The organism is Actinomadura miaoliensis, from assembly GCF_039536785.1.
GTDB lineage: Bacteria > Actinomycetota > Actinomycetes > Streptosporangiales > Streptosporangiaceae > Spirillospora > Spirillospora miaoliensis.
This window is the reverse complement of record NZ_BAAAZG010000005.1, coordinates 38,228-57,708: the sequence shown is the minus strand read 5'-3', so window position 1 is coordinate 57,708 and position 19,481 is coordinate 38,228. Positions and strand designations below refer to the sequence as shown.

The following is a 19,481-nucleotide window of genomic DNA, read 5'->3' as shown; positions in this document are numbered from 1 at the left end:
GGGGCGGGTTCGGGGCTGCCGGAGTGGGGCGGCGTGGTCGGTTTTCGGGGGCCGGGGGCCGGGGGGCGGCGGTGGGTGGTGGGTGGTGTGGGTGTGCGGGGTCGTGTGCGTCTGGGCGGTAGCGTTTTCCCGTGTCGTCACCGTCTTCTCCTGCTGCTCGTACGTCGGTGTGGTTGCGTCCGGAGCGGCCGCCGCGTGACCGCAGGTTGAGCCGGGAGCGGATCGTCGGTGTCGCGGTGGGGATTTTGGACGCCGAGGGGCATCAGGGTCTGTCGATGCGGCGGGTGGCCACCGAGCTGGGGGTCACGGCCGGAGCGCTGTACTGGTATGTGGCGAACAAGGGCGAGATGCTGGAGCTCGCGCTCGATGCGGTGTTGGGTGAGATCTCGGTGCCCGCGCCGGATGTGGAGTGGCGGCGTGCCCTGGCGGACCTGGCCGGTAGTCACCGGCGGATGCTGCTGCGTCACCCGTGGGTGCTGACGGATCTGGCCGCACAGCCGAATCTGGGGCCCAACGCGCTGGCGTTGAGCGAGGCCGGGCTGTCCATCTTGGTCAGGGCGGGGTTCGCCGACGCGGATCTGGACGCCGCGCTCGCCGCCGTCAACGATCACGTGGTGGGGGCCGTGAGCGCCGAGCTGGCGTGGCGGGCGGCGATGGGGCCGGCCGAGGGCGGTCCGCAGGAGTGGGCGGAGCAGATGGACGGCTACCTGCGGCGTCTGCGGGCGGAGCATCCCCTGCTGGCCGGGCGGATGGCGGCGGCTTCGGGGGTTGACGTGCACGCTGAGTCCGAGCGTCGTTTCGGGTTCGCGCTGGAGTGCCTGCTGGACGGGTTGGCGGCGCGTCTCCCGCACTCGTAACGCCCCCTCGCAGTCGCCCCCTCGCGCGGATGCCCTCGTGGGCCCCTCGTGGCGGGTGTGCGGTGGCCGGGCGGGTGGCTACCGGGATAGGAGGGTGCGGGCGAGGTGGTAGGCCTCGGTGAGGTCGCCGCCGCGGTAGTCGAGGCTGGCCAGGCCGGACAGGTGGTGGTCGGCGTTGACGGCGACGGTGTGGGTGAGGTGGCGGAACAGCGGCGCGTCGGACATCGAGTCGCCGTAGGCGACGCAGCGGTCGCGGGGCAGGCCGTGGCGGCGGCGCAGGTCCTCGGTGAGGTGGACCTTGTCGTCGGGGGTGAGGATGGCGGCGGGGTCGAGCGGGGCGGTGAACGGCGGTGGGGGGAAGCGGGAGGCGATGACCTCGTCGAAGCCGAGGTCGAGCAGGTGGCGGGCGAAGAAGTCGGGTGACATGGTGATGACGGCGCTGTGTTCGCCGCGGGCGCGGATGTCGGCGCAGACGTCGGCGATGCCGTCGAGCCAGGGGGCGGCCGCGTAGGCGGCGGCGACGGCGTCGGGGGTCAGGTCGCGCCACAGGCGGTGGATGGCGGCGGAGAAGCCGCGGGTGTCGAGGGTTCCGGCGGCGAAGCGGGCTTCCAGTTCGTTCAGCTGCGGCAGGGTGCCGAGCTGGCGGGCCACTTCGAGGTTGGCGGTGGAGCCGGCGAGCAGGGTGCCGTCCATGTCGAAAATGTGCAGGATGCTCACAGGTGGCTCAGTGTGGACGGTGCGTGCGGTGGGGCGCCACCCTATTTCGCCGTGGCGTCGGGGCCGCCGGGGTCGTGGTGGTCCCTGTCGCGGGGTTTGTCGGGCCACACGGCGTAGGAGATCAGGACGGCGGCCCAGATGCCGAGAGGGGCGGCGGGCCAGTAGGTCTTCCACTCCCCCGCCTGCAGGCTGGTGGCGGCCCAGATGACGGTCATGATGAGTGCGCCGCCAGCCCAGTAGCCCCATTCGTCGAACCAGGCGCGTTTGTCGGCGCGGGCGCGTGCGGCGCGGCGGGCGGCGGCGGCCTTGGCCTGGGCGGCGCGGGAGACGGGCAGGTCGGCGGTGAGCGGGGCGAGCTGGGCGGTGGTGACGGCGGTGGCGGCCGCGTCGAGGCGGCGCTGGTATTCGGCGGTGTCGAGGGCGCCTTCGGCGAGGGCGTCGCCGAGGCGTTCGATGACGGCGGTGCGGTCGGCGTCGGAGGCGCGCATCGCCGGCGCGTGCGGCACGCCGTCCGGGGCGTCGTGCGGGGCGTCGTGCGGGGCGCGGTGCCGGGCGTCGTGCGGGAGGCCGTGCGGGGCGCCGTGGGGGGTGTTGTGCATGGGGTCGTTTCTCCTGGGTGCCGGCCAGTGCTGTGGAGCGGTGGTGGCGGGGTGGTTCCAGGATGTGGGCGGCGGGAGCGGTGGATCGTCCTCCGGCATGAGGAACCTGGTGTACATCGTTCGCAGGACGCGGCGTGGACCTGACGAAAGTGGGGGGTGGTGGGCGCCGTTCGTCCGATGCCGCCAAGGGTGATCGTTTTCTAGCGTCAGTCGGCATGGACGCAGTGACGGATCTGGTGGGGCAGGTGCTGCACGCCGCGGTGACCTCTCCGTGGTTCTACGTGGCCCTGTTCGCGGTGGCCGTGATCGACGGGTTCTTCCCGGCGGTGCCGAGCGAGAGCATGGTGATCACGGGGGGTGTGTACGCGGCGTCGGGTGAGCCGGACGTGGTGGCGGTGGTGGTGCTCGCGGCGCTGGGCGCGTTCGTGGGCGACCACGTGTCGTATCTGGTGGGGCGGCTGTGGGGTGGGCGGCTGGTGGCGCGGGTGCCGCCGGGGTCGCGGCGTGGCCGGGCGCTGGGCTGGGCGCGTGGGGTGCTGGGTGAGCGGGGCGGGTTGATCCTGGTGGTGGCGCGGTATGTGCCGGGCGGGCGGACGGCGGTGACGATGACGATGGGGTCGGTGGGTTATCCGGCGCGGTCGTTCACCTTGTTCGCGGGGGTGGCGGCGGTGAGCTGGGCGGTGTACGGGACGGTGCTGGGCTACGTGGGCGGGGTGGCGTTCGAGCACGACCCGGTCAAGGGTGTGGCGATGGGGCTGGGGTTGGCGCTGGCGGTGACCGTGGTGGTGGAGGTGGTGCGGTATCTGCGGCATCGCCGTGGCGGCCGCCGTCGTGGCCGGGAGGCGTCCGCGGGGCCGCTGGTGGACGTGGCGGAGGCGAACGCGGTCGCCGCCGTGGCCGAGGACGCCGAGGACGCTGCGGGCGCGACCGGGGACGTGGCCGGGGACGTGGCCGGGGACGTGGCCGGGGACGTGGCGGGTGCGGCCGCGGGCAGCGGCAGCGGCGGGGGCGCGGCGGGCCGGGAGACGGACGTGGGGCGCGTGCCGCACCCCTGATCAACAAAGCCGGTGTTACGTGACATTCTCGACATAATCGTGAACGTCGGGTGAACCTCAGCAGTCTGGTGCAGGATCACATTTCGATGTGGATGTCACATCAATCGCTCCGAGCGTGAGGGAGAGCATGCGCGCGCCTGAGTTCAGCGCTGACTGGTACCGCGAGATCACCGAGTTCGCCCATGGCACGCCGTCGTGGGTGCATTCGGTCGCCGAGATCGGCACGGACGCGGGGCTGCTGGTGTTCGCCGCGTTGTTCGTGGCGGGCTGGTGGCGGGCCCGTGGCGGCGACGCGCGGGCGATGGGGCTGGCGTTGCTGGCGCCGGTGGCGGTGGTGGCCGCGTACCTGGTCAGCGAGGTGTCCAAGAGCGCGTTGCAGGAGGAGCGGCCGTGCCGTGCGGTGGCGGGCGCGATGAACATCGTCGCGTGTCCGGCGCCGGGCGACTGGTCGTTCCCCAGCAACCACGCCACGATCGCGGCGGCGTCGGCCGCGGTGATCGTGGTGGCGTGGCGGGCGATGGCGTGGCTGGTGCTGCCGCTGGCGGCGGTGATGGCGTTCTCCCGCGTGTTCGTGGGGGTGCACTACCCGCACGACGTGGCCGCCGGGTTCGTGCTGGGCGTGGTGGCGGCGCCGCTGGTGGCGGTCGTGCTGGTGCGTCTGGTCGCGCCGTTGGTGGTGGCGTTGCGGGGCGTGGCCGCGGGTGCGGTGCTGCTGGGCACCGGGGTCCCGGTCGAGACCGTCCCGGCCCCGGTCGTGGCGGGCGGGGTCGCGCACACGCCGCCGGCCGGCGACCCGGGGACGGCGGTCACCATGCCGGACGTGATGGCCGTCCCCGGCCGCAACCCCGAACCGCCGCGTCGCTGACCGCCCGCCACCACCGCGCCCGTGTACGTGCGCGGCACATGGGCAACGGGGCGGACGCCGAAGACAAGGGGCCGTTCTCGCGGGAGCCTTCCCGCGAGAACGGCCCCTGATCGTTGGTCGAAGGGTGACCGGGGACGCGCAGGTCAGGGGGCGGGGGTGTCGTCGCCGACCAGGCCGGCCTCGTAGGCGACGATCGCGGCCTGCACCCGGTTGCGGACCTCCAGCCGCGTCAGGATCGTGCTCACGTACGCCTTGACGGTGCCTTCCACCACGTGCAGCCGGGAGGCGATCTCGGCGTTGGACAGTCCGGCGCCCACCAGCGCCAGCACCTGCCGTTCCCGCGGTGTGAGCGCGTCGACGCGGCGGCGGGCGTGCGCGCCGTGCGCCATGCGCCCGCCGCGCAGCTCGGTGATGACGCGGTGGGCGACCTTGGGTGACAGGTAGGCGGCGCCGCCCGCGACGGCCCGCACCCCGGCGATCAGTTCGTGCGGGTCGCCGGACTTCAGCAGGAACCCGCTGGCGCCGCCGGACAGGGCGCGGGCGATGTACTCGTCCTCCCCGAACGTCGTCAGGATGACCACGGCGGTGCCGGGGGCGGCGCGGCGCAGTTCGGCGGCCGCGGCCAGGCCGTCCAGCCGGGGCATGCGGATGTCCAGCAGCGCCACGTCGGGGCGGTGGCTGCGGGTCAGCTCGATCGCCTCGCGTCCGTCGCCGGCCTCGGCGACGACCTCGATGGCGGGGTCGGCGGTCAGGATGGCCCGCACCCCGGCGCGGATCATCGCCTCGTCGTCGGCGAGCAGTACGCGGATCACCTGGTTCCCTTCCCGTGCGGCCGGCCGTTGGTCGTGCGGTCACCGGCCGTCGTGCGGTCATCGTGCGGCATCGTACGGTCGTGGATCGTGGACGGTCGTGGGGCGCCGCGAAACGTGCGGCTGGGCGTATCCCCTACCGTCCCGTCCCGTCTCGTTCGGGGGTGTCAGGGGCGTTCGGGTGCCCGGGTCCGCCGGGCGCGTACAGCACCTGTTTGGACGACAGGCGCCCGTCGGCGAAGCACAGCCGGTACACCTTGTACAGGCCCAGCACGTTGGCGTCCGGCCGGTAGTAGCGGCAGTCCGCGCCGGGCGGCTCGGGGTACCAGGTGCGGTAGGCGTCGGGGTTCATCAGCTCCTCGCGCGGCAGCACCTGCGTCACCTGGGCGCTGTCGTCGCCCGCGCGCAGCGCGGCGAAGTCGGACGGCCGCAGCACCGAGTTGAGCGTCATGTAGACGTAGTAGCCGACCATCACGGCCGACAGCGCCGCCAGCAGCGCGGTCGGCACCGCGATGGCGTGCACGAGCCGCTGCTGCAGCTGGCGGCGCTGCCTGGCCAGGTGACGCGCCGACTCCGACACCGCCCCCGCGTCCGTGCCTGTGCCTGGGGTTGGGGCCGGTGCGGGGTCGGCGGGGGTGGCTGGCAGGTCGGCGGTCACCTCGAACCCGCCGCCGCGGGTCGGGCCGGCGCGCAGGACGCCACCGGCCAGGCGGACCCGCTCGGCCAGCCCGGTCAGCCCGTGCCCGCCGCCCGCCGGCAGCGGCCGCGTCCCGGTGGGCGGGGCCTGGTTGGACACCGTCACCGTCACCCCCGACGCGTGATGCCTCACCCGGACCCGCACCGGCGCGCCGGGGGCGTGCTTGGCGGCGTTGGTGAGGGCCTCCTGCACCACCCGGTACACCGCCAGGCGCACCATCGGCGCCAGGTCCGCGGGCTCCTCCCCCGCGCCCGCCGTATCCCCAGCCGCATCCCCGGGTGGGGCGGCCGGCGAGGGGTCTTCGACGAGTTCGACGGGTATGCCCGACGCGCGGGCGCGGGCGGTCAGCTCCGCCACTGCGTGACCGACCGGTACGTCCCGCACGGGCGGATCGTCGGCCGGCACTCCGCCGCCGGCGGCGCCGGGCGGGGCGTCCTCGCGCAGCACGCCGATGATCTGCCGCAGGCGTTCGGTGGCCTCGGCCGCGCCGGCGCGCAGGTCGGCGGCCGCGGCGCGGTGGTGGTCGTCCAGGCCGGGCGCGACCTGCAGGGCGCCGGCGCGCACCGCCAGCAGCGCCAGTTCGTGGCCGAGGGAGTCGTGCATGTCCTGGGCGATGCGGGCGCGTTCGCGCAGCCGTTCGCGTTCGGCGACGATGCGTTGCTCGCGTTCCAGCTGCTCGGCGCGTTCCCACCCGGCGTGCAGCAGCTGGCGGTACTGGCGCCAGTAGCGGCCGACCATCCAGGGCAGTACGCCCAGCAGCACCAGCCAGATCGTCAGCGGGAACCAGACGGTGACGTCGATGCCGCGGATCAGGTTCAGCGTGGTCCCGGCCACGAAGATGCCGGTGAACCCCCACAGGACCGGGCGGGCGTGGGTGCGGCGCAGCCCGGTCTGATATGCCAGGACCGGCAGGGCGAACACGAAGTTGCCGTGGACGGCGATGAGCGCCGTCCCGGTCACCAGGGCCGTCAGCGGCCAGGCCCGGCCGACCGCGATGGCCGCGCCCAGCACCAGCACCCCGGCGAACTCCAGCCACCAGCGGGCCTGTCCCGCACGCGCGGGCAGCACGGTGCCGACCACCATCGGGAACGACAGCGCCGCCCACAACAGCAGGTCCAGCCACGCCGCGCGCCGCGACGGCCGCGCCAGCAGCGCCGCCGCCACCCCCCACCAGTCCCGCCGATCCCGCCAATCCGGCCGCGGGTGCGGGTCGCCGTCGCGGGGTGGCCGCGGGGACGCCGCAGACGCGTCGGCCGGGGCGGGACCAGGCCGCGGCAGGGCCGGGGAGGTCGGGTCGTTCATCCGGCCCACGGTACAAGCCGTCCAACTGCGGTGATACTGCCGAAAGTCAAGCCCTGCCCGCCGGGGCGCGGGCGCCCCGGCACAGCATGTCGGCTCGCCCTGACGCACCCGGTCCGCGGCGGGATCCGGGCCGTTCGAGGGTTGATCACTGGTGGGGGCGCCGCTCAACTACGGTGGTGCCGTGACAGTGACCCGATGGGCGCGGGGACGCACCGCCGACCTGCTGGTCGCGGCGGCCACGACGGTGGTCTTCCTGGGGTGGTCGGCCGCCGTCGCGCGCCCGCAGGACCGGCCGCTGTGGCCGGGCGGCGCCGTGCTGATCGTCCTGATGTGCGGGATCTGGGCGCTGCGGCGGCGGCACCCGGTGCTGGTGGTGGCCGTGGTCACGCTGGCCGTGCCGCTGTACTACCCGATGGGGTACCCCGACGGGCCCGTGGCCCTGGTGCTGCTGCCGGCGCTGTTCAACGCGGCGACGCGCTGCCGCCTGGCGGTGCCGCTGGGCGCCGTGATCGTCGTCAACTGCGGGTTCGTGGTCGTGGGGGTGCTGCGCTCGCAGGGCCGCCTGGACGACCGCGAGGCGGTCGTCAACGGTGAGGCGGTCGGCGCGCTGGGCGTGGTGCTCCTGGTCACCGTGGGGATGGGCCAGTACGTGCGGGCGCGCCGCGCCGAGCTGGCGGCCGCCGAGCGGCGCGCGGCCGAGGCCGAACGCGACCGCGAGGCCGAGGCGCGGCGCCGCGCCACCGAGGAACGGCTGCGCATCGCGCGGGAGCTGCACGACGTGCTCGCCCACCAGATCTCACTGATCCACGTGCAGGCCGGGGCGGCGCTGCACCGCCGTGACGACGCCGACCAGGCCTACGCGTCGCTGGAGGCGATCAAACAGGCCAGCAAGGACACCCTGCGGGAGCTGCGGGCGGTGCTGGGCGTCCTGCGGCACGTCGACGACACCGGCCCCTCACCGGCGTCCAGCACCACACCGCCGGCGCCACCGGCGGGAACGGCGGGAACGGCGGGGGCGGCGGTGGGGGCGCCGTCGCTGGAACTGGCCGGGCAACTGGTCGCGCGGACCCGCGCCGCCGGGCTGGCGGTGCGGCTGACCGGCGACACCGACCCGGAGTTCCTGGGCTCCCTGCCCGCGCCGGTGTCGGCGGCCGGGTACCGCATCGTCCAGGAGGCGCTGACCAACGTGGTGCGGCACGCGCACGCCTCCTCGGCGACCGTGCGGATCACCCGGGCCGACGGCGCGGTGGTGCTGCAGGTCGACGACGACGGCGCCGGGCCGTGCGACCCGGCCGCGCTGGAACGCGGCAACGGGCTGCGCGGCATGCGCGAACGCGCCGCGGCGGTCGGCGGACGCGTCAGCGCCGAGCCCGGACCGTCGGGCGGGTTCCGCGTCCACGCCCGCCTCCCCCTCCCCCACGCCCCCGCAACCGACGACCAGACCGGCGACCAGACCGGCGACATGAAGGAGAACAGTTGATCCGGGTGCTGCTGGCCGACGACCAGACGCTGGTCCGGGCCGGATTCCGCTCCATCCTCGAGGGCGAGGACGACATCGAGATCGTCGCCGAGGCCGGAGACGGGCAGACCGCCGTCGACCTGGCCGCCAGCCTGCGCCCCCGCGTGGTGCTGATGGACATCCGCATGCCCGTCCTGGACGGCCTGGAGGCCACCAGGCGCATCGTGTCCGACCCGCGCCTGACGGACGTCAAAGTGGTGATCTTGACGACGTTCGACCTGGACGACTACGTCTACGGCGCGATCAAGGCCGGGGCCAGCGGCTTTCTGGTCAAGGACACCGAACCGCCCGAACTGATCCACGGTGTGCGGGTGGTGGCGCGCGGGGACGCGTTGCTGGCGCCCACGGTGACGCGCCGCCTGATCGCCGAGTTCGCCGCCCGCATCACCCAGCCCCCGCCCGCCGTCGAGCTGAACCTGCTCACCGACCGCGAACGCGAGGTGCTGGAGCTGGTCGCCGCGGGCCTGTCCAACGAGGAGATCGCCGAACGGCTCGTCCTCAGCCCCGCCACCGCCAAGACCCACGTCAGCCGCATCCTGGCCAAACTCCACGCGCGCGACCGCGCCCAGCTGGTGGTGCTGGCCTACGAGAGCGGCATGATCCGCCCCGGCTGGCTCAGCTGAAAAGCACGACCCGCCCCCAATCCGCTGACAGGTGCCAGCAGGTGGGGGCGGGTCACGCGGAATGCGGTCAGGCGTCCGGGCCGGCGTCCGGGCGGGCTTCGGGGCGGCGGCGGATCTTGCGCCAGGCGGTGCGGATGTAGCCGTTGATCCGTTCGCTGACGCGGCGCGCCGCGGGGAACTCGGTGCCCAGCAGTCCCAGCCCGGCCAGGATCGCCACCACTCCCGGGCCCGGCAGCACCAGCATCGCCACACCCGCCGCGATCAACGCCACTCCGGCGATCGCGACCGCCACCTTGCGCAGCAGGCGCCAACCCATGGCACGGCCCGTCCGCGGCGCCGACGCGACCTCACCGCCCCCCTCGGCGTTCCCCGCGCCGGAATCGGCGGGGTTGGCGGCGGGGTCGGCATGGTGGCGGGTGTGGGTGGCGGTCACAGGGCCTCCTCACTGGGACGACGGGCATCACGACTTGCTCCTACAGACGATCGAAACCGCCCCCGCGGCCCCCACCACACCCCGTCTGTGACCATCACCACACCCGGCCGCGCCTCTCCCCCGGCCCGCTCACCGAACACCGGGCACGGGGACGCCGGGCGCGGGGCAGGGACACAGGTCGGGACAGGCAGGTGAAAGGGGGCGCAAGTCAGGGGACGGGGACCTCGACGTAGCCTTCGGCGCCGCGACGCAGCTCGGCGCGTCCCCCCGTCACCTGCGCCACCCACGCCCCGAAATCCTCCAGCTCGGCCACCGCGACCGGCACGTCGGCCTCCACCAGCCGCCCGTAACGCACCTGGGAGGGCTCACGGCCCCGCCCGTGCAGGTCGCCCAGCAGCCGCCCCGCCAGCGCGTGATCGGCGCACACCGTCACCGTCACCACCGGACGCAGCTCCACCACGCCCACCGCGTCGACCGTCTCGGCCACCGCCTGCCCGTAGGCGCGCACCAGCCCGCCCGCGCCCAGCTTCACCCCGCCGAAATACCGGGTGACCACCGCGACGACCCCCGTCAGGCCGCGCCGCACCAGCACCTCCAGCATCGGCACGCCCGCCGTACCGGACGGCTCCCCGTCGTCGCTGCTCTTGGTGATCTCACCGTGCTCGCCCACCACGTAGGCGGTGCAGTTGTGCGTGGCGTCGCGATGCGCCCGCCGGTGCGCGGCGATGAACGCCACCGCCTCGGCCTCGGTCCGCACCCGGGCCAGCGTGCAGACGAAACGGGACTTGCGGATCTCCAGCTCGTGACGACCCGCCTGCTTGATCATGCGCATGGTGTGCCCTCGAGTCTACGCCCCCGGCCGCTGCATGCCGTTGACGACATATTCCGGCAGCGGCATATTGGGGGGTGTGCCCGGCCGACGCCGGGCAGTGAGGGAGGGGTCATGACCGCCGACGGCACCATAGAACGCCGCGGCCACCGGGTCACGTTCCGCTACGAACGCCGCCTGGCCCACCCCGCCGAGACCGCCCTGCACTGGACCGGCGACGACCAGCACGCCCTGCAACGCCGCTACGCCGCCCTCATCGGCTGACCGCAGCCCGCACGCCCCGCCACGGACAACACCGTCCACGCGACGCCGTCAAGGCGGTGCCATCAAGGTGACGGCGTCGAGGCGGTGTCGTCGAGGTGACGCCGTCAGGACGCCGGGCCGCCGTCGATCATCCCGATCACGTCGGCGATCGACGGCACCACGTGCGAGGGACGGAACGGGAACCGCTCCACCTCCTCCTTACGCGTCACCCCGGTCAGCACCAGGATCGTCTCCAGCCCGGCCTCCACCCCGGCCACGATGTCGGTATCCATCCGGTCGCCGATCATCGCCGTGCTCTCGCTGTGCCCGCCGACCACGTTCAACGCCGTGCGCATCATCAGCGGATTGGGCTTGCCGACGAAGTACGGCTGCACCCCCGTCGCCTTGGTGATCATCGCGGCGACCGCGCCGCACGCCGGCAGCGACCCCTCCATCGACGGGCCGATCGGGTCCGGGTTGGTCGCGATGAACCGCGCGCCCCGCTCGATCAGCCGGATCGCCTTGGTGATCTGGGAGAAGCTGTAGGTGCGGGTCTCCCCCAGCACCACATAGTCCGGGTCCAGGTCGGTCAGCACGTACCCGACCTCGTGCAACGCCGTGGTCAGCCCCGCCTCGCCGATCACGTACGCCGACCCCTCCGGACGCTGGTCCTGCAGGAACCGCGCCGTCGCCAGCGCCGAGGTCCAGATCGACTCGACCGGCACGTTCAGCCCCACCGCCGCCAGCCGCGCCGCCAGGTCCCGGCGGGTGTAGATGGAGTTGTTGGTCAGGATGAGGAAGCGTTTGCCCGAGGCCTCCAGCCGCCGGACGAACTCGTCGGCGCCCGGAACGGGCTGCCCCTCATGTACCAGGACGCCGTCCATGTCCGACAGCCACGACTCGATCGGCTTACGCACACTCATGTCATCATTCTCGCAGGTCTGGATCTTTCCCCGCACCCCTCGCGCGCCGCCGGCACCCGGAGTGCGACACCACACCCTGCCTCCTCGCGGCCCTCCCATGCCCGCCACCGCGATCCCGTCACCGAAAGTTCGCCGCCCCGCCGCCCGCCGTTCCGGGGCGCCGGGACCCTGCTCGCGAGTATCAGCGCTAGGCCGTGACAGCTCGTGCTGGCCGGGGCATTCGCTCGTCTTCGCTGGTCAATGCGTACGGCGGCGGGGTGCCAGGACCTCGGTGACGGCATCGGCGCCGGGTTTGACGTAGCGCAGAGCGGTGCGGGGGTTCTTGTGCCGAGTCTTGCCCATGATGAGCTGCAGCGGCACTTCGGCGGCGCCGAGGTGGGTGGCGTCGCCGTGGCACAGCTGCTAGTCGACCTGATCGGCGACCAGATCGGTTGACCGTACTGGAGGCGTCGGTAAGACGGACGGATGGGCACCCTTGTCAGCCTGGGTGAACACCAGCAGGGTCGGGTTCTCGCTTACTTGTCCCGACCCCAAGGCGTGGGCTGCGTGCAGTTCCCAGCCGACAGCTGCTCGAGCCGCTGCGGGCGGCCGGCGAGGACTTCCTGCTGGGCGTGGTGCGGCGCAGGCGGACCGCCGCGACGCTCACCGCCGCCGGGCTTGCCGCCTTCGCCGCCTACCGGGCGGAGCGGCGGGCCACCGCGGAGAGCGAGGGGAACCGGCTCTGAGCGGCGAAGGCCGGCGCTACGGAGTGAGGACCACCTTGTTGCACTCGTCCTGCTTGTTCTTGAACAGCTCGAACGCGCGCGGCGCCTCGCTGAGCGGCATCCGGTGCGAGATGACGAAGCTCGGGTCGATCTCCCCCGCGCGGATCCGGTCCAGCAGCGGCCCCGTGTAGCGCTGCACGTGGCACTGGCCGGTGCGGATGGTCAGGGAGCGGTTCATGACGGTGCCCATCGGGAACTTGTCCACGAACCCGCCGTAGACGCCGATGACGGACACCACGCCGCCGTTGCGGCAGGCCATGATGGCCTCGCGCAGCACGTAGGGGCGCTCGGTCTCCATCCGGGCGGCCTGCTTGCCGCGGTCGTAGGCGTACATGGCCGGAGTCGGGTGGTGAGCCTCCATGCCGACGGCGTCGATGCAGGCGTCGGGGCCTCGCCCGCCCGTCATGTCGCGCAGCGCGTCCAGCACGTTCACCTCCTCGTAGTCGAGGACCTCGGCGCCGGTCCGCTGGGCCCGCCTGAGCCGGTACGGGAACCGGTCGATGACGATGACCCGGTCCGCGCCGAGCAGGAACGCGCTGGCCGCGGCGAGCTGCCCGACCGGCCCCGCACCCCAGATCGCGATCGTCTGGCCCGGCTTGATGTCGCACATCTCCGCGCCCATGAAGCCCGTCGGGAAGATGTCCGACAGGAACAACACCTTCTCGTCCGGCAGGCCGTCCTCGATCTTGACGGGACCGACGTCGGCGAACGGGACGCGCACGTACTCGGCCTGCCCGCCGGCGAAGCCGCCCAGCATGTGGGAGTAGCCGAAGATCCCGGCGGGCGCGTGGCCCATCAGCTTCTCAGCCATCCCGGCGTTGGGGTTGGAGTTCTCGCACAGCGAGTACAGCTCGGCCTCGCAGGCGAAGCAGGCGCCGCAGGCGATCGGGAACGGCACCACGACGCGGTCGCCGGCGCGCAGGTCACGCACACCGGGGCCGACCTCGACGACCTCGCCCATGAACTCGTGGCCGAGCACGTCGCCCTTCTTGACGGTCGGGATGTAGCCGTCCACGAGGTGCAGGTCGGAGCCGCAGATCGCGGTGGAGGTGACGCGGACGATCGCGTCGCGCGCGTTGAGGATCTGCGGGTCGGGGACGTCGCGGACCTCCAGGTGGTTGCGGCCCGTCCACACGTTGGCCTTCATGCCCGTCCTCCGATCGGCTGTGCGGGATGCTGGCGGAGCTGGCGCAGGGCGCGGTGGCCCTCGGGGCTGCCCTCGGAGCGGACCACCTCGCCGGTCTCCATGACCTGCTTGAAGCGGCGCAGGTCGTCGCGGGCCTGCTGCTCGGGGTGCTCGCCGAACATCCGGGCGACGGCGGCGGCGAGCTTGCGCCCGTGCATGCCGTACTCCAGCGAGACGTCCACGACGGTGCCGCGCCCGCCGGGCCCGTCGGTGAAGCTGACCCGGCCGGCGGTGGGGACGCCGGTGCCGGGCACGGACCGCCAGGCGATGAGGTCGCCGGCCCGCTCGTCGATGATCTCGGCCTCCCACTCCAGGTCGACCACCGGGCCCTTGGCCTTCCAGCGGGAGCGGCGCTGGTCGAGGGAGCGCACCGAGTCCAGGTGGACCATGAAGGAGGGCAGGTTCTCCAGCTCCCGCCAGAAGCGGTAGACCTCCTCGCGCGGCTTGTTGACGGTGATGGAGGCGCGCACCTGCAGCGGGCCCTTGGCCTTGGCGGTGCCGCGCCGGGCGCAGACGGCGTCGAGGGCGGCGATCCCGGCGACCGCGCCGAGCGCAGCCAGCGCGCGGGCGCGGCGAGTGCCCGCGCGGTTGGCGGCGGCCCTGCCGAGGACGCCGAGGTCCATCGTGTCGCCGGCGACCCTGGTCCACGCCCACCGGGCGGGGTTCTTGGCGCCGAGCAGCAGCGCGGCGTGCAGGAGCTCGCGCCCGCCGACGAGCCTGGCGACGGTCGCTGCCCCGGGCGCGTCGTCGACGCCGCACAGGCTGGTCACGGCCCTGGGCGCCGCCAGTTGCGCCGTGCCCAGCGCGAGGCTGGTCCACCCGAGCGCACGGGCGAATCTGTCGGTCATCATGCGTCCTAACACAGGTTGTGGTGGCATGTGTGTACGCCGCAGGCGGCCCCCGGTCTGCCGGCGCCCCTGCGTCCTCCGTCCCCTGCCCCTGACAAAACCGATGACACCAGGGGATCCAGGCACGAAAGTGCAGGTCGCCTGAATTACCGTCCTCGGTGGGCTGCACATCCCGCGCCTGGCCCCGCCCTCGCTCCTCCGCGACCACCGCATCATTACCGGGGCGGCGCCATGACGCCTGAGGTCTTCCACCAGCCGCTGCGCGCCGGCGGCCTGTCCCTGTGGGAACTGGGCGACCTGCTCGGCATTCAATCGACGTCCACCAGCCACGCCACGCCCACGCCACCGAACTCATCGACGCCGTCGTCTCCATCAAGGCCGTCCTCCGCCGCGGCGAACCGACCTCCGCAAAAGGTCACGCCGACACCGGGCCCGCCGCCCGTCGACGCACACGCTGACCCGCCACGTTGGCGATTACCGCCACGATCAGGTCCGACTCCTCCTCGGAGGCCCGCCTGCCGACGTCGCCGGAACGTCGGCCCGGTGGGGCGGCGGAGGTACGGTGACGCGGATTATCGCTGGCCATGGGGGCGGGGCGCCTTCTACAGTGGCCCCTCGTTGATCGCGGACGGGTGGTCGGGGGCGCGGGCGCCGCCGACCGGTCCCGGCCGCGACCGCACCGTCCTGCCCACGTCGAAAGGGAACAACCCGTGAGCGAGCCGTCCGGTGAAACCGTCCCCGGCGTCCGTGCGATCAATCCGCCGGAGCTGGCGCCCGGCCCCGGCTACAGCCACGTCATCAGCGTCGACACCCCGGGCCGCCTCGTGGTGATCAGCGGGCAGATCGCCCTAGACGCCGACGGCGCCCTCGTCGGCCCCGGCGACCTGCGCGCCCAGACCCGGCAGGTGTTCACCAACCTGCACACCGCGCTGACCGCCGCCGGCGCCGACTGGCGGCATGTGATCAAACTCGGGTACTTCGTGCGGGACGCGTCCCAGGTCATCGCCGTCCGCCAGGTCCGCGACGAGTTTCTGCCGCCGGGGGTCGCGCCCGCCAGCACCCTGGTGGAGGTGGCCCGCCTGTTCCGCGACGACCTGCTCATCGAGGTCGAGGCACTGGCCGTCGTGCCCGCCTGACCCGCCCCACCTGCCCTGCGCCGCCGCCACAGCGCGACGGAAAGACAAAAAAGGGGGGTGCGCGGCGTGATCGCCGCGCACCCCCCGCGCTCTGCGCCCCCGGGGACCCGCAGGCCCAGGATCAGACACGCACCCCGTAGTCGGAGGCGATGCCCGCCAGGCCCGAGGCGTAGCCCTGCCCGACCGCGCGGAACTTCCACTCGCTGCCGTGACGGTAGAGCTCACCGAACACCATCGCGGTCTCGGTGGAGGCGTCCTCCGACAGGTCGTAGCGGGCGATCTCGTTGTTGTCGGCCTGGTTCACCACCCGGATGAACGCGTTGCGGACCTGGCCGAAGTTCTGCTGGCGGCCGTCGGCCTCGTAGATGGACACCGGGAACACGATCTTGTCGACCTCGGCGGGCACCGTGGCGAGGTTGACCTTGATCTGCTCGTCGTCGCCCTCGCCCTCACCGGTGAGGTTGTCGCCGGTGTGCTCGACCGACCCCTCGGGGCTCTTGAGGTTGTTGAAGAACACGAAGTGCTTGTCCGACAGGACCTTGCCGTCCTGCGAGCACAGCAGGGCGCTGGCGTCGAGGTCGAAGTCCGTACCGGTAGTGGTCCGCACGTCCCAGCCCAGACCCACCACGACCGCGGTCAGTCCAGGAGCCTCCTTGGTCAGCGAGACGTTGCCGCCCTTGCTCAGACTGACTCCCACTGTGTCTCCCTCCATATCGGTGTCCGCGCGGGCCGCCTCGCCCGCGCGGTCTGTGTTGGGTCAAACGGTAGTCACCCGGCCACGGTTCCCCGGTGCACTTGGCAGATCTCCGCGCGCCGGACGACACGCCGCACGGAACGCCGCACGGAACGCCGGACGACACGTGCCCGACGATACGCCGTGGGCGGCCAGGCACGTCAGGCGTCCAGGACGAACGAGGCCGGGGCGGTGATCTCGGCGGGCAGGTCGAAGGCCTGGGCGTACTCGGCCGCGCGCGGCATCACCTCGTCGCACACCCGCCGCCGCAGCTCCTCGACACGGTCCAGCAGCCCGGCCGCCGCCACCCCCTCGTTCAGCAGCGCCCCGGCGCGCCGCTCGGCCCACCGCAGCGCGTACAGGCGCAGCAACGGCGCCACGGCCGGGTCCGACGCGCACGCCTCGGCGGCGATCTCCAGCAGGACGCGGTCGGCGCACGCCGTCGCGGTCCGCGCGGCCAGCGCGAGGTTGTCGTTCCAGGCGGTGAAGGCGTCGGCGCCGTCCCGCCGCGCCGCCCGCACCCGCGTCGCCAGCCGCTCGCGCGACGCCCGCTCCAGTGACCGCGCCAGATGCGACCACACCCGCGGCGAGGCCAGGTCCCCCTCGTCGGGCACCGTGCCGGCCACCGGCGGCGGCCGGTAGCGGTCCAGTTCGGCCATGGCCCGCGCCGTGTCGAACAGGATCAGCTGGTTGTCGCCGCCGGCGTTGGTGTAGGCGTGGGCCAGGGCGCGGTAGCCGTTGAGCCGGTCGGTGGCGGCGAAACCCGGCGCGCCCGCGTGGACCCGGCACCGCGACACCGTCTCGTGGGCCTCGGCGGTCGCGGCGGCCTTCAGCAGCGCCAGGTCCCGGTCGACCGCCGACCACGGCGCCCACGCCGTCACCGGCCCGCCACCCGCCTGAGCCTGGAGATCCGGCTGTACCCCAGGGGCCGGCGGGGACGGCGCGGTGACCCGCCGCGCCACCGCCGTCAGCGCGTACGCCGACGCCAGCGCCTCCAGAACCGCCTCGCGCTGGTTGCGGTAGTCGGTCAGCGCACGCCGCGGCGCCAGCCGTCCCAGCGTCGTCCGGTCCGCCGAGTGCCGCAGCAGGATCGCCGCGGACGCCCGAGTGACCGCCGCCGACATGGAGATCACCGCCCGCCACACCGGCGGGGCGACGCCCATCGACCGCGTCAGCCGCTGCGCCGGGCCGCCGGCCGGATCGTGGAACGACCCGTCGGCGTCGATCCGCGCCCCGTCGCGCAGCCACGCCCGGTAGGGGACGCGCAGCCCGTCCAGACGCACCGCCGCGTAGTCGACCTGCAGGCCCGACACCTCGGGGGCGGGCACGATCCGCACCCCGTCGCAGACGGAACCATCCTCCCGCCGCAACGGCGCCACGAACACGAACACGCCGCGTTCGACGCCCTCGTGCACCAGCGTCGCGTAGATCGCGGCGGTCTTGGGCAGGCCCGGATGCCCGGTGTTGGTGGGGAACTTGGCCGCCCGCGCGTCGGGCGTGCTGAGCACGAAGTCACCGGACGCGGCGTCGTAGCGGGCCAGTGTGCGCGGCGACAGGTGGCTGTTGCTGCGGCCCACCTCCGTCATCAGCAGCGCCCCGTAGGAGGCCATCGACTCAAGCGCCTCCCGCTCGGGACGCGGCCCCCGCCCGTCGTCCCCGTCCTGCTCGTCGCGGCCGTCGCGGCCGTGGTGCTCGTGGTCGCCGAACCGCAGCACCGGGCCCAGCGCCAGGGTGTAGTGCAGCAGCATCAGGTGGAACAGCGCCGGGTCGGCGGTCGCGGCGCGGTCCAGCAGCGCGCACAGCAGCGGCGGGTCGTCCAGCAGCCGGGCCGCGGGCGGCGCCGCCAGCCCGGCATGCCGCAGCCGCCGGTAGGTCAGGGCGTGCCGCTCGGTGGCGGTCAGCCCGCCGGGGTAGGTGAAGAACTCGCCGGGGATCGCCTCGGCCAGCAAGGCGCGGTTCCCGTCGGTCACGGCCGTGCCGTGCACGAAACGCCGCAGGTCGCCGTCGGCAGCGGGGCCGGATGCGGGTGGGGGGCTGGTGGCCATGACGGCGCTCCTGTCACGATCACGCGTCGGACGGCGAGTCCGCCGACTGCGCCGCACGAACCCCCGCCCGGGACCCGAACCCGCCTGCTGGCGCGCCCGCCGGTGCGGCCGGGGACGCGGGGCCGGTGGCGGGCCGTGCGGCGATGCCGTCGGACGGTGATACGCGCGCCGCACCGCCCCCAGACGACCCCGGCGATGACGGCGAGGTCTGCGATGCCGGGGTGGCGGGGGACGCGGCGGGGGACGTGGCGCGGGCGGGTCGGCGGCGGTGGGAACGCTCGTGCAGCGGCGCCCACGTGCGCGCACGCGGCAGCGTCAGCCGCACGCACTGGCACAGCGTGTCGCCCGGGGCGGCCTCCACGAACACCGTGGCGCCCGCGTCCCGCACCGCCCGCAGCACCGGCGGCAGCCGCAGCGGCCGGGCCATGCAGTCGGCCATCGCCCGGTGCAGGTCGTCGCCGTCGCTGTAGGCGCGGCCGCGCACCGGCGAGTACACCGGCAGCTCCAGGGGCCGCCGCGGCACGTCCCGGATCATCGCGTACCACTCCTCGCCCGCCGCGGCCATCGCCGGATGGTGCGACAGGTAGGGCACCGCCAGCCGCCCGGCCCGCACCCCCTGCCGGCGCGCCGCGTCCAGCACGCGCTCCAGGGACTCCTCCGGGCCCGCGACCACCGTCAGCTCCGGCGCGTTGACGCACGCCACCACCACCTGGCCGGCCGCCCCCGCCCGCCCGATCAGCGTCTCGGCGGACGGTGGGGCGGCCTGCAGCAGCGCCATGCCGCCGCCGTGGCCGTGCCGGGCCAGCACGCGCACCGCGCCCACCGCCAGGCGCGCGCCGTCGGTGACGGTGAACGCGCCCGCGCACACCAGCGCGGCGATCTCCCCGAAGCTCTGCCCGACCGCGAACGCCGGGGCCGCACCGCCCGCGCGCAGCACCCGCTCCACGGCGACCGAGGTGGCGTAGTCCGACAGCTGCGGCACGCCGGGCGTGGCGGCCGCGGCGCGGTAGGACGCCGGATCGTCCAGCAGGACGCGCCGCAGCGACGGCCATCGGCGCGGCAGCCCTTCCTGCACGGCATCCAGCACGTCGGCGACGATCCTGCGCGCGGCGCGACCGGACCCGGCCAGCGCCCGCACCGCCGGCGCACCGGCCGCCCCCGTCCCCGGGAACAGCAACGCCCACCCGTCATCCGGCAGCGCGCCCGGTCGCCCGTCCGGTGGCGTGTCCGGCAGCGTGTCACGGGGTCTGGATCCGGGCGGTGACGGGGAGTGCAGGGACGACACGGCGGTCTCCTCA

20 protein-coding genes are annotated in these 19,481 nt (G+C 73.9%); 8 read left to right on the top strand and 12 right to left on the bottom strand.

From position 1 onward, the window contains the following. Nucleotides 1-236 precede the first annotated feature (236 nt). Complete coding sequence (locus ABD811_RS07570) at nt 237-857, top strand: TetR/AcrR family transcriptional regulator C-terminal domain-containing protein (protein WP_344942928.1); 621 nt, start codon at nt 237-239, stop codon at nt 855-857. A 78-nt stretch (nt 858-935) separates the two neighbouring features. Here the strand turns inward: ABD811_RS07570 and ABD811_RS07565 are convergent, their stop codons facing one another. Both ABD811_RS07565 and ABD811_RS07560 read right to left on the bottom strand, forming a co-directional pair. Further along, nucleotides 936-1,574 carry an HAD family hydrolase gene (locus ABD811_RS07565; RefSeq protein ID WP_344942925.1) on the bottom strand — a complete coding sequence of 213 codons (639 nt, stop codon included), beginning with the start codon at nt 1,572-1,574 and terminating at the stop codon, nt 936-938. A gap of 41 nt (nt 1,575-1,615) precedes the next feature. Continuing rightward, complete coding sequence (locus ABD811_RS07560) at nt 1,616-2,173, bottom strand: DUF1707 SHOCT-like domain-containing protein (protein WP_344942922.1); 558 nt, start codon at nt 2,171-2,173, stop codon at nt 1,616-1,618. Nucleotides 2,174-2,388: 215 nt separating this feature from the next. Here ABD811_RS07560 and ABD811_RS07555 point away from each other — a divergent pair, with 215 nt between their 5' ends. Both ABD811_RS07555 and ABD811_RS07550 read left to right on the top strand, forming a co-directional pair. Continuing rightward, nucleotides 2,389-3,228 carry a DedA family protein gene (locus tag ABD811_RS07555; protein WP_344942919.1) on the top strand — a complete coding sequence of 280 codons (840 nt, stop codon included), beginning with the start codon at nt 2,389-2,391 and terminating at the stop codon, nt 3,226-3,228. A gap of 127 nt (nt 3,229-3,355) precedes the next feature. Next, nucleotides 3,356-4,093: a phosphatase PAP2 family protein gene (locus ABD811_RS07550; protein ID WP_344942916.1), complete on the top strand. Its 738-nt coding sequence runs from the start codon at nt 3,356-3,358 to the stop codon at nt 4,091-4,093. Nucleotides 4,094-4,236: 143 nt separating this feature from the next. Here ABD811_RS07550 and ABD811_RS07545 read toward each other — a convergent pair whose 3' ends face one another. Both ABD811_RS07545 and ABD811_RS07540 read right to left on the bottom strand, forming a co-directional pair. After that, nucleotides 4,237-4,905, bottom strand: a complete 669-nt coding sequence (locus tag ABD811_RS07545; RefSeq protein ID WP_344942913.1) for a response regulator — start codon at nt 4,903-4,905, stop codon at nt 4,237-4,239. Nucleotides 4,906-5,038: 133 nt separating this feature from the next. Then, nucleotides 5,039-6,901, bottom strand: a complete 1,863-nt coding sequence (locus ABD811_RS07540) for a sensor histidine kinase (RefSeq protein ID WP_344942910.1) — start codon at nt 6,899-6,901, stop codon at nt 5,039-5,041. A gap of 181 nt (nt 6,902-7,082) precedes the next feature. Between ABD811_RS07540 and ABD811_RS07535 the strand changes: the two genes are divergently transcribed. After that, on the top strand, nt 7,083-8,381 hold the full coding sequence (locus tag ABD811_RS07535) for a sensor histidine kinase (protein WP_344942907.1): 1,299 nt from the start codon (nt 7,083-7,085) through the stop codon (nt 8,379-8,381). Continuing rightward, nucleotides 8,378-9,043 carry a response regulator gene (locus tag ABD811_RS07530; RefSeq protein ID WP_344942903.1) on the top strand — a complete coding sequence of 222 codons (666 nt, stop codon included), beginning with the start codon at nt 8,378-8,380 and terminating at the stop codon, nt 9,041-9,043. Before ABD811_RS07535 ends, ABD811_RS07530 begins: the two co-directional genes overlap by 4 nt. A 67-nt stretch (nt 9,044-9,110) precedes the next feature. Here ABD811_RS07530 and ABD811_RS07525 read toward each other — a convergent pair whose 3' ends face one another. Both ABD811_RS07525 and ABD811_RS07520 read right to left on the bottom strand, forming a co-directional pair. Further along, a complete protein-coding gene (locus tag ABD811_RS07525; RefSeq protein WP_344942900.1) occupies nt 9,111-9,476 on the bottom strand; it encodes a PGPGW domain-containing protein in 366 nt (121 codons plus the stop codon). Between the two features lie 208 nt (nt 9,477-9,684). Beyond that, nucleotides 9,685-10,308 carry a YigZ family protein gene (locus ABD811_RS07520; RefSeq protein ID WP_344942897.1) on the bottom strand — a complete coding sequence of 208 codons (624 nt, stop codon included), beginning with the start codon at nt 10,306-10,308 and terminating at the stop codon, nt 9,685-9,687. Between the two features lie 111 nt (nt 10,309-10,419). On the opposite strand from ABD811_RS07520, the gene ABD811_RS07515 reads away from it, so the two are divergent. Beyond that, nucleotides 10,420-10,569 carry a hypothetical protein gene (locus ABD811_RS07515; RefSeq protein ID WP_344942894.1) on the top strand — a complete coding sequence of 50 codons (150 nt, stop codon included), beginning with the start codon at nt 10,420-10,422 and terminating at the stop codon, nt 10,567-10,569. Between the two features lie 104 nt (nt 10,570-10,673). Here ABD811_RS07515 and ABD811_RS07510 read toward each other — a convergent pair whose 3' ends face one another. Next, nucleotides 10,674-11,471: an HAD-IIA family hydrolase gene (locus ABD811_RS07510; RefSeq protein WP_344942892.1), complete on the bottom strand. Its 798-nt coding sequence runs from the start codon at nt 11,469-11,471 to the stop codon at nt 10,674-10,676. A 240-nt stretch (nt 11,472-11,711) separates the two neighbouring features. Between ABD811_RS07510 and ABD811_RS07505 the strand changes: the two genes are divergently transcribed. Then, entirely contained in the window at nt 11,712-11,906 is a 195-nt protein-coding gene (locus tag ABD811_RS07505; protein ID WP_344942889.1) for a hypothetical protein, read from the top strand. 306 nt (nt 11,907-12,212) lie between these two features. Here the strand turns inward: ABD811_RS07505 and ABD811_RS07500 are convergent, their stop codons facing one another. Then, a complete protein-coding gene (locus tag ABD811_RS07500) occupies nt 12,213-13,382 on the bottom strand; it encodes a zinc-dependent alcohol dehydrogenase (protein WP_344942886.1) in 1,170 nt (389 codons plus the stop codon). Beyond that, nucleotides 13,379-14,269 carry an SRPBCC family protein gene (locus ABD811_RS07495; protein WP_344942883.1) on the bottom strand — a complete coding sequence of 297 codons (891 nt, stop codon included), beginning with the start codon at nt 14,267-14,269 and terminating at the stop codon, nt 13,379-13,381. The genes ABD811_RS07500 and ABD811_RS07495 overlap by 4 nt, the downstream gene beginning before the upstream one ends. Nucleotides 14,270-14,979: 710 nt before the next feature. On the opposite strand from ABD811_RS07495, the gene ABD811_RS07490 reads away from it, so the two are divergent. Beyond that, nucleotides 14,980-15,405, top strand: a complete 426-nt coding sequence (locus tag ABD811_RS07490; protein ID WP_344942880.1) for a RidA family protein — start codon at nt 14,980-14,982, stop codon at nt 15,403-15,405. 121 nt (nt 15,406-15,526) lie between these two features. On the opposite strand, the gene ABD811_RS07485 is transcribed toward ABD811_RS07490, so the two are convergent. The 3 genes from ABD811_RS07485 to ABD811_RS07475 all read right to left on the bottom strand — a co-directional run bounded on the left by ABD811_RS07485 (nt 15,527) and on the right by ABD811_RS07475 (nt 19,468). Further along, on the bottom strand, nt 15,527-16,102 hold the full coding sequence (locus tag ABD811_RS07485; protein WP_344942877.1) for a TerD family protein: 576 nt from the start codon (nt 16,100-16,102) through the stop codon (nt 15,527-15,529). Between the two features lie 197 nt (nt 16,103-16,299). Then, complete coding sequence (locus ABD811_RS07480) at nt 16,300-18,183, bottom strand: acyl-CoA dehydrogenase family protein (RefSeq protein ID WP_344942874.1); 1,884 nt, start codon at nt 18,181-18,183, stop codon at nt 16,300-16,302. Between the two features lie 19 nt (nt 18,184-18,202). Then, nucleotides 18,203-19,468, bottom strand: a complete 1,266-nt coding sequence (locus tag ABD811_RS07475) for an ACP S-malonyltransferase (RefSeq protein ID WP_344942871.1) — start codon at nt 19,466-19,468, stop codon at nt 18,203-18,205. Between the last annotated feature and the right edge of the window lie 13 nt (nt 19,469-19,481).

Excerpts from the sequence above, each read along its gene's own strand:
- ABD811_RS07515 (WP_344942894.1), top strand. The coding sequence starts at position 10,420 with ATGACCGCCGACGGCACCATAGAACGCCGCGGCCACCGGGTCACGTTC.
- ABD811_RS07555 (WP_344942919.1), top strand. The coding sequence starts at position 2,389 with ATGGACGCAGTGACGGATCTGGTGGGGCAGGTGCTGCACGCCGCGGTG.
- ABD811_RS07505 (WP_344942889.1), top strand. The coding sequence starts at position 11,712 with ATGCGTACGGCGGCGGGGTGCCAGGACCTCGGTGACGGCATCGGCGCC.
- ABD811_RS07500 (WP_344942886.1), bottom strand. The coding sequence starts at position 13,382 with ATGAAGGCCAACGTGTGGACGGGCCGCAACCACCTGGAGGTCCGCGAC.
- ABD811_RS07495 (WP_344942883.1), bottom strand. The coding sequence starts at position 14,269 with ATGACCGACAGATTCGCCCGTGCGCTCGGGTGGACCAGCCTCGCGCTG.
- ABD811_RS07560 (WP_344942922.1), bottom strand. The coding sequence starts at position 2,173 with ATGCACAACACCCCCCACGGCGCCCCGCACGGCCTCCCGCACGACGCC.
- ABD811_RS07540 (WP_344942910.1), bottom strand. The coding sequence starts at position 6,901 with ATGAACGACCCGACCTCCCCGGCCCTGCCGCGGCCTGGTCCCGCCCCG.
- ABD811_RS07480 (WP_344942874.1), bottom strand. The coding sequence starts at position 18,183 with ATGGCCACCAGCCCCCCACCCGCATCCGGCCCCGCTGCCGACGGCGAC.
- ABD811_RS07510 (WP_344942892.1), bottom strand. The coding sequence starts at position 11,471 with ATGAGTGTGCGTAAGCCGATCGAGTCGTGGCTGTCGGACATGGACGGC.
- ABD811_RS07520 (WP_344942897.1), bottom strand. The coding sequence starts at position 10,308 with ATGCGCATGATCAAGCAGGCGGGTCGTCACGAGCTGGAGATCCGCAAG.
- ABD811_RS07550 (WP_344942916.1), top strand. The coding sequence starts at position 3,356 with ATGCGCGCGCCTGAGTTCAGCGCTGACTGGTACCGCGAGATCACCGAG.